Below are 6,543 nucleotides of genomic sequence, written 5' to 3'. Positions count from 1 at the left end.
GCGGCGCGCCATCGCCTCCGGGGTGCATGGCCCGCCCCATCTGTCCTCGGCCTCCGCCAAGGCTGCCATGATGCCGAGCGTGACCTCGCTCGCGTCCGGCCGATCGGCGGCGGCGAAGCGCAGGTCGAGTCGGCGCAGTTCGTCGCTCAAGTGGCGCAGAGACGCAGAATTCCCGCTGAAAGCGCCGAAGTCGGCCATCAACAGCGTTGCGCCGCCGCGGCGGCACAGGCTCAGCGCATCGTGAAGGCGCGACCACCTCGAGCCCGGCCGATCCTGCCCGGTCTCGACGACCTCCGCGGCGAGGCGCCCGTGCCCGCGGACATGCCGATCCACCGCCGCGCGCTGGATCGCCAGCGCGTCCCCGGATCGGCCCGGACCGGGGAAGCCCGCGTAGAGATAGGAGATGAAGACGGTTGAGGGCATCTGAGCGTGGCCGGGATGCATCTGCGTGGCATTGCGTGGGGACGTTGTCCGCCGAGCCACGACAGGTCTCGATGTTTCAGGGTATCTGGTTGTCTACGACAACTGGAGAGCCATCAATATGATCACGGCTGCCGATAGGTTGCCCGTCGCCGTCGACCTCAAGCTCGGCGGCACGGTGCAGATCGGTTCGAACGCGCTCGAGGTGATCGACCTGCTGGAGATGTTCGAAGCCATCGGACGGACCGGCTCGATCAAGGGCTTCGCCGAGAGCCTCGGCCTGTCCTACCGCGCGGCCTGGGCGCGGCTTCAGGCGTACGAAACCGTCCTGGGACAGCCGCTCGTGCGCAAGACCCGTGGCCAGGGCTCGGAACTCACGGAGTTCGGGGCCGCGCTCTCGGAGGCGTTCACCTCGGCGCTCTCGGGACTGGATGCGAGCCTCGGACGCGAGACCCGCGCCATCGAGCATCGCCTGCGGCGTCTGCTCACCGGCCGCGGCGGAGCGCTGCGGCTCGCGGCGAGCCACGATCCTCTCCTGATCGAGGTTCTGCGCGAGATTCCGGCCGAGCAGGGCGCGATCGAGCTGTCGGTGATGGGGAGCAGTGCGGCGGTGAAGCTGCTTCTCGACGGCGGGGTCGATGCCGCCGGCTTCCATTGCGGCGCGCAGGCAACGGAAGAACCGGACAGTCCCTTCTCCGGCGTCAAAGCGAGCGCCGGGCTCGTGCCGCATCCCCTGTTCGAGCGCGAGCAGGGTCTGCTGCTCGCCCCCGGCAATCCGCTCGGCATCCGCGCTCTCGCCGACCTGACCGGGGACGGGGTGCGCTACGTCAACCGACAGCGCGGCTCGGGCACGCGCGACTGGTTCGACCGCATGTTGGCGGAGGCCGGTCTCTCGCCCTCCGAGATCCAAGGGTACGCCGTGGAGGAGTTCACGCACCAGGCGGTGGCGGCCGTGATCGCCTGCGGGGCGGCCGATGCCGGGCTCGGCGTGCGCGCGGCAGCCGAGCGGCTCGGCCTCGATTTTCTGTCGGTCGGCTGGGAGACCTACTATCTCGCCACGAGCCGATCGCTCGCAGCCCCGGCGCTGGAGGCGCTGGTCGCCACCGTCAGGGCGCGCGCGGCCCGGGCCTCCGGCTACCGCCCCGCCGGACCGGGCGTGGATTGAGTGCGGGACCGTCGGGTGTCTCCGAGGGGCCGCTTGAAACCCTTGGATCACGCGAGCCCGGGCCGTATCGGCGCGCTTTGCCGCGCCCCAGTTCGGGCGAGCCTCCGATGTTGTCGGCTCATACGGCTTCCGGTTGATCGCTTCGGTCTCATGGCCGTCATTGCGAGGCGAAGCCGTGGCAATCCAGGGCGCGACCTCTCCGGAAAAGTCGAGCCCTGGATCGCTTCGGCTTCGCCTCGCGATGACGGAGTGAGGCCAAACCCGGGTTGATCAGCCGGAAGTCGGATCACGTAACGAATTCCGGTTTCCGGCGAACGGTAACGACCGCGTTCGTTCCGGAGCACACCATGTCCACGCGCCTCATTCGTACCCTTGCCGTCCTGCTGCCAGCCTTGCTCTTGTCCGGCACGGCGCAGGCACGGCCCGTCGTCCTCGAACTGTTCACGTCGCAGGGGTGCTCGTCCTGCCCGCCGGCCGAGGCGCTGCTCGGCGAGCTGGCCGGGAACGCCGACCTCCTGCCCCTCGGCTTCCACGTCACCTACTGGAACCATCTCGGCTGGAAGGACACCGCGTCGTTCGAGGGCGGGATCGAGCGGCAGGCCGCCTATGCCGAGCGTCTCGGTGAGGGCAACTTCACGCCCCAACTCGTGATCGACGGACGCCGGAGCGTCGTGGGGTCGAGGCGCGTGGACGTCGCCGCGGCCGTGGGGCAGGCCAGGGCCGAGAGGGGCTCCGAAGTCGCGACGGCGGTGTCGCGCCGGAACGGCCGGATCAGCGCCAGGGTCGGCTCCGGTGTGGGCGACGCCCGCGTGATCCTCGTCGGCTTCGATCGATCCGTGCGCACGCCGATCGCACGGGGCGAGAACAGCGGGCGGACCATCCAGCAGACCAACGTCGTGCGCTCGCTGCGCACCCTCGGCACGTGGTCGGGCAAACCCCTCGAGTTCAGCGAGGCTGCGCCTGCCGGGCAGGACGTCGCCGTGATCGTGCAGGAACCGGGCGGCCGGATCGTCGGCGCCGCCCGTCTCACGCCGGAGGGCTGAAACGCCGACGCACGGAGAAGGCTTTCCGTACTCGGCGACAGGGGCGGGATGCTAGCCGCCCGGGCTTGAGCCTGATCGTCTGCCGGACGCGGAAAGAAAATCTCCGCGACGTGTAACCGCGGAGGACCTGCCGGCGAAACCGAGTGCAGTGCCACCCCCACGCTCGGCACGCACAGAAGGATGACCCCATGAGCACGTTCCTGCGCATCGCCTCCTCCCTCGTCCTCGCCACGACCCTCGCGACGGCGCCCGCGGTCGCGGCCGAAACCATGTCGAAGGACAGCATGTCCAGGGACTCAATGGCCAAGGACAGCATGTCGAAGGACGGCATGGCCAAGGACTCGATGGCGAAAGACGGGATGGCCGAGGACGGGATGGCCAAGGATTCCATGTCGAAGGACTCGATGTCGAAGGACGGCATGGCCAAGGATTCGATGAAGAAGTAGGCTCGCCCGCGACAGCATGGTGCGGGTGGCCCGGCCGGGCCGCCCGTTCCGCCGGCCCGTCCCCATGGTCTCCGGAACCCTCCTGCCCATGCCCGTCCGGCCGATGGCGTCATCGGGAGAGGCGTCGCTGTCCGCCGCCATGCAGGCGGCTCAGAACGGCGATGCCGCGGCCTATCGCGCCCTCCTGCGCGACTGCGTACCCGTGATCGCCGCCATGGTGCGGGCCAAGGGCGTGCGGGGGGCCGCCGTCGACGACGTCGTCCAGGAGACGCTTCTCACCGTCCATCGGGCGCGGGCCACCTACGATCCGGACCGGCCCTTCCTGCCGTGGCTGCGCGCCATCGCTCAGAGGCGAGCGATCGACGTCCTGCGACGGACCGGGCGACGCCCGCGCGAGGTCCACGACCCGCTCGCCTACGAGGCGGGCATCGACGACGGTCCCTTGCCGGGACATGCCCTCGATGTCGGCGAGCGAGACCGGATCCTGACGGCAGCCGTCGCGCGGCTGCCGGAGGGGCAGCGCCAGGCGATCGAACACATCGCCCTGCGCGAGCTGTCGCTCGACGAGGCCGCTGCCTCCACCGGACGGACGAAGGGAGCGCTGAAGGTCAACTTCCACAGGGCTCTCAAAGCCCTGCGCACATACCTCTCATCTGCCAAGGAGGGCACGGATGCCTGATCCGGCCAGCCACGAACAGCGCGTCACCGACCTCGTCGACGAACTGGCCCAGTCGCTCACGCCCGTCCGCCGGCTGCCTGGACCGGCGATGCGGACCCTGGCCTGGTGTTGCGCGGTGCTGGTCCTGGGTGCGATCCTCCTGCCTCTTGCCGATCTCGGCGGCTTGTGGGCCCGCCTCGGCGTGCCGGATCTGCGCTACGCGGCCCTGTGCGCGTTCCTGACCTCCGCGAGCGCCGCCTTCGCGGCATTCCAGAGCAGCGTGCCGGGGCGCAGTCCGGCCTGGGCGCTGCTTCCTCTCCCGCCGCTCGTCCTGTGGATTGGGTTCAGCGGTCTCGGCTGCCTGCGATCGTGGATCGCGCCGGCCGCCAACTTGGCGGAGCCCGAGGAGATGCGCGGCTGCTTCACGTTCCTGATGAGCGTGTCTCTGCCGCTATCTGTTCTGCTGGTGACGATGCTGCGCCGGGCCTGCCCGCTCCGCCCGAACCTGACGGCGGCCCTCGGCGGACTCGCGGCGGCGGCGGCGGCGGCAGCGCTCCTGGTGCCGTTCCATCCGCACGATGCCACCGCGATCGACCTCCTGGTCCATCTAGTCGCTGTCCTCATCGTCGTCGGCCTCAACGGACTGCTCGGCGGCCGCCTCCTCGATCGGACCGGCTGATCCGCTGACCGGAGGCGTGGCTTCGGCGTGCCTGCGACGCCGGCCCGAAAAGACAAAAAACACCTGTAACCGCGCCGCCCGACCCGACGAACTCCCTTCGGCACGGGGCCATCGCGACCCCATCGGGAGCGCGTGCCCCGTCAGCCGAAGAATGCCCTCAACCACGGGGAGCCGTCGTCCGGCATCCCCGCAGGAAGGTACCCATGTCCTCACCCCCACGGCGGACCGAGCGCCCGATTCATCCCCTCGCGGTGCGGATCACCCACTGGGTGAACGCGCTGGCCATGCTGATCATGATCACGAGCGGATGGCGCATCTACAACGCCTCGCCGATCTTCGGCGATTGGGTGTTTCCGAAGGCGATCACCCTCGGCGGTTGGCTGGGAGGGGCCTTGCAATGGCACTTCGCGGCGATGTGGCTGCTCGTCGCCAACGGCGCGGCCTACCTGACCTACGGTCTCGCCTCGGGTCACCTGCGTCGGCGCCTCACCCCCCTGCGGCCGCGCGAGATCGGGCGCGACTTCGTGGCGGCCCTGACGTTCCGGCTTCCTCACAAGCCGGGGGTCTACAACGCGGTGCAGCGCCTGCTCTACGTGGGCGTCCTGCTCGGCGGGATCGTCGCCGTTCTCTCGGGCCTCGCGATCTGGAAGCCCGTCCAGTTCGCGCCGCTCACGGCGCTGATGGGCGGCTACGACCAGGCGCGGGTCGTCCATTCCCTGGCCATGGCCGGCATCACCGCCTTCGTGGCGGTGCATCTCGCCCTCGTGCTCCTCGTTCCACGGACGCTGCCGGCGATGATCCTCGGCCGCGAGATCCATCTCGGCCCCAAAGCGCGGTGACGCCATGACGCTCTTCGACCGCTCCCGCCAACTCGTCCCCGCGCCCCGCGAGACGCGCCTCGCCCGGCCCGACCGGCGCCTCTTCCTGCGCGGCGGCCTCGCCGCCGCCGGCAGTCTCGCTCTGGGCGGCTGCGACCTCTCCGACAACCCGCATGTCGAGAACGTCCTCGGCGGGTTCTCGCGACTGAACGACCGCGTTCAGGGTGCTCTGTTCGGCGGGACCCGCCTGGCGCCGACCTTCGAGGTCGCGGACATCACCCCGGACTTTCCGTTCAACGCCTATTATCCGGCGAGCAGGATCCGGGTGATCGACGGCGCGACCTGGAAGCTCGAACTGTCCGGTCTCGTTTCCGACCGGACGCCGTGGACGCTCGACCGCCTGAGGGCGCTGCCCCAGGAGGGACAGATCACCCGCCACGTCTGCGTCGAGGGCTGGAGCGCGATCGGGCAATGGTCCGGGGTTCCGTTCCGTACCTTCCTCGAGCGGATCGGAGCCGATCTGACGGCCCGCTACGTCCGGTTCGATTGCGGGGACGATTACTGGACGAGCATCGACATGCCCAGCGCGGTCCACCCGCAGACGATCCTGGCCCTGGACTACGCCGGCGCACCGCTGCCGCCGAAATACGGCTTTCCGGTCAAGTTGCGCATCCCGACCAAGCTCGGATTCAAGAACCCCAAGCACATCATGGCGATCACCGTCACCAATGAATATCCCGGGGGATATTGGGAGGATCAGGGATACAATTGGTTTTCGGGATTATAGCATTTTCCAGATGCGATGACGCGGATCGGAACTCCGTCACCTCATCGCGGGCCTTCGGGAAACCGGGCCGATCGGGGCCGCCCTAGCGCAGCATGAACCGGTCGGCCTTGGGCGGTTCGCGTCCGCTCTCGCCGAGCGCGTCGAGGATCGCCGCGTCGGCCGCGTGCAGCAGGGCGTCGAGGGGCAGGTCGTTGGCGTCCGTGCCGAAGGGCTCCTCCAGCTCGTCGCCGAGCGCGTCGAGGCCGAAGAAGGCGTAGGCCACGAGCGCCGCGATGATCGGGGTCGACCAGCCGAGCGAGCCGGCGAGCCCGAACGGCAGCAGCAGGCAGTAGAGCCAGGCGGTGCGGTAGAGCAGCAAAGTGTAGGCGAACGGCAGCGGCGTTCCGTGGATGCGCTCGCAGGTCGCCTGGATCGCGGACAGGCCGGCGATCTTGTGCTCCAGGCTCGCGAACAGCACGTCGCTGAGCGCGCCGGCCCTCATCGCCGCGGCGAGGTCCCGCGTCAGTCCTGCGAGCGCCGCGTCGGCC

Annotated in this window: 9 protein-coding genes; 7 read left to right on the top strand and 2 right to left on the bottom strand. The window is 69.6% G+C overall.

The window, feature by feature from the left end:
• On the bottom strand, positions 1–423 hold a 423-nt coding region (locus tag MFF42_RS13860; protein ID WP_238256254.1), incomplete at its 3' end, for a recombinase family protein.
• Positions 424–541: 118 nt separating this feature from the next.
• On the opposite strand from MFF42_RS13860, the gene MFF42_RS13855 reads away from it, so the two are divergent.
• The 7 genes from MFF42_RS13855 to MFF42_RS13825 all read left to right on the top strand — a co-directional run bounded on the left by MFF42_RS13855 (position 542) and on the right by MFF42_RS13825 (position 6,016).
• The gene (locus tag MFF42_RS13855) at positions 542–1,585 is read left to right on the top strand and encodes a substrate-binding domain-containing protein (RefSeq protein ID WP_238256253.1); all 1,044 of its coding nucleotides are present in this window, start codon (positions 542–544) and stop codon (positions 1,583–1,585) included.
• A gap of 347 nt (positions 1,586–1,932) precedes the next feature.
• Positions 1,933–2,628, top strand: coding sequence for a DUF1223 domain-containing protein (locus MFF42_RS13850; protein WP_238256252.1), 696 nt, complete (start codon positions 1,933–1,935; stop codon positions 2,626–2,628).
• A gap of 188 nt (positions 2,629–2,816) precedes the next feature.
• On the top strand, positions 2,817–3,074 hold the full coding sequence (locus MFF42_RS13845; RefSeq protein WP_238256251.1) for a pentapeptide MXKDX repeat protein: 258 nt from the start codon (positions 2,817–2,819) through the stop codon (positions 3,072–3,074).
• A 103-nt stretch (positions 3,075–3,177) separates the two neighbouring features.
• A complete protein-coding gene (locus MFF42_RS13840) occupies positions 3,178–3,753 on the top strand; it encodes a sigma-70 family RNA polymerase sigma factor (RefSeq protein ID WP_238256250.1) in 576 nt (191 codons plus the stop codon).
• On the top strand, positions 3,746–4,411 hold the full coding sequence (locus MFF42_RS13835; protein WP_238256249.1) for an NrsF family protein: 666 nt from the start codon (positions 3,746–3,748) through the stop codon (positions 4,409–4,411). Before MFF42_RS13840 ends, MFF42_RS13835 begins: the two co-directional genes overlap by 8 nt.
• A 203-nt stretch (positions 4,412–4,614) precedes the next feature.
• Positions 4,615–5,250 carry a cytochrome b/b6 domain-containing protein gene (locus tag MFF42_RS13830; protein WP_238256248.1) on the top strand — a complete coding sequence of 212 codons (636 nt, stop codon included), beginning with the start codon at positions 4,615–4,617 and terminating at the stop codon, positions 5,248–5,250.
• Between the two features lie 4 nt (positions 5,251–5,254).
• Positions 5,255–6,016 (top strand): molybdopterin-dependent oxidoreductase, encoded by a 762-nt coding sequence (locus tag MFF42_RS13825; RefSeq protein WP_238256247.1) that lies wholly within the window; start codon positions 5,255–5,257, stop codon positions 6,014–6,016.
• 82 nt (positions 6,017–6,098) lie between these two features.
• Here MFF42_RS13825 and MFF42_RS13820 read toward each other — a convergent pair.
• On the bottom strand, positions 6,099–6,543 hold a 445-nt coding region (locus MFF42_RS13820; protein ID WP_238256246.1), incomplete at its 5' end, for a bestrophin family protein.

The organism is Methylorubrum podarium, from assembly GCF_022179745.1.
GTDB lineage: Bacteria > Pseudomonadota > Alphaproteobacteria > Rhizobiales > Beijerinckiaceae > Methylobacterium > Methylobacterium podarium.
The sequence above is the reverse complement of the archived record's forward strand: the minus strand, read 5'-3'. Positions and strand labels throughout refer to the sequence as shown.

Bases quoted from the DNA above. Each gene is read 5' to 3' on its own strand.
- MFF42_RS13855 (WP_238256253.1), top strand. From the start codon at position 542: ATGATCACGGCTGCCGATAGGTTGCCCGTCGCCGTCGACCTCAAGCTC.
- MFF42_RS13850 (WP_238256252.1), top strand. From the start codon at position 1,933: ATGTCCACGCGCCTCATTCGTACCCTTGCCGTCCTGCTGCCAGCCTTG.
- MFF42_RS13845 (WP_238256251.1), top strand. From the start codon at position 2,817: ATGAGCACGTTCCTGCGCATCGCCTCCTCCCTCGTCCTCGCCACGACC.
- MFF42_RS13840 (WP_238256250.1), top strand. From the start codon at position 3,178: ATGGCGTCATCGGGAGAGGCGTCGCTGTCCGCCGCCATGCAGGCGGCT.
- MFF42_RS13835 (WP_238256249.1), top strand. From the start codon at position 3,746: ATGCCTGATCCGGCCAGCCACGAACAGCGCGTCACCGACCTCGTCGAC.
- MFF42_RS13830 (WP_238256248.1), top strand. From the start codon at position 4,615: ATGTCCTCACCCCCACGGCGGACCGAGCGCCCGATTCATCCCCTCGCG.
- MFF42_RS13825 (WP_238256247.1), top strand. From the start codon at position 5,255: ATGACGCTCTTCGACCGCTCCCGCCAACTCGTCCCCGCGCCCCGCGAG.